Annotated in this window: 1 protein-coding gene; it reads left to right on the top strand. The window is 36.2% G+C overall.

Features of this window, described 5'->3' with window-relative positions:
* Window positions 1-1,060 (top strand): amino acid adenylation domain-containing protein (locus tag FN795_RS21355; RefSeq protein ID WP_142452509.1); only part of this gene is annotated, 1,060 nt, incomplete at both ends.

Here is a 1,060-nt window from a genome sequence, read left to right as displayed (position 1 = left end):
ATAGCAAAGTTGATTATCCGAAAGATAAAACCATCATCGGTTTATTTGAGGAGCAAGTCGATAAGACTCCGGACAACATCGCTGTTGTTTTTGAAGGAGTAGAATTGACATATAAACAACTCAACGAGAAAGCAAATCAATTAGCGCATTATCTAAGGGAAACCTACAAAATACAAGCCGATGATCTGATCGGAATAAAGTTAGAGCGAAGCGAGCAAATGATACTGGCTATTTTAGGGATACTAAAATCCGGTGCAGCTTATGTACCAATCGATCCAGGTTACCCTGAGGAAAGGATTGCTTACATAGAAAAGGACAGTAACTGTAAAATTGTTATTGATGGGGAGGTGATGATGCTTTTTGATTTTGAAAGATTTAGATACACAAACAAAAATCTTAACCAGATCCACCAACTGGATAATTTAGCGTATGTAATATATACTTCAGGAACTACCGGTAATCCTAAAGGGGTGATGGTAGAGCATTCAGGAATTTTAAATACGATATTGGCGCAAATTGAATTGTTTGACCTTCAGAAGATTAAAAACAGCCTGCAATTTGCCTCATTATCTTTTGATGCTTCTATTTCGGAAATTTTCATTAGTCTTTTATCTGGTAGTTGTCTTTTTGTTGTTGAAGAAAAAGTGAGAAAGGATGTGAAATTATTTGAAAACTTTATTCAGGAAAATCAAATAGAGATTGGCACACTTCCACCGGCTTATTTAAAATTATTAGACATAGAAACTTTAAAGGGTTTTAAATGTCTGATCACCGCAGGAGAATCGGCAGATTTTGATAAGGTTAGAGAATATTCAAATTATGGAACCTTTTATAATGCTTACGGTCCAACTGAAACAAGTATCTGTGCTTCTATATTTAAAATTGAAAAAGGGGACAACCCAGATTCTTCAAATATTTCGATAGGAAGCCCGATTTCCAACACACAGGTTTACATCTTAGACGAGTCATTGCAACCATTGCCTATAGGAGTTGCAGGAAAACTGTATGTATCTGGAGCAGGAGTTGCCAGAGGTTATTTAAACAAACCGGAACTCACGGC

Origin of the sequence: Flavobacterium resistens, from assembly GCF_900182645.1 — a bacterium.
Lineage (GTDB): Bacteria > Bacteroidota > Bacteroidia > Flavobacteriales > Flavobacteriaceae > Flavobacterium > Flavobacterium resistens.
Note: the sequence above shows the minus strand (reverse complement) of the source record. Positions and strands in the feature narration are given on the sequence as shown.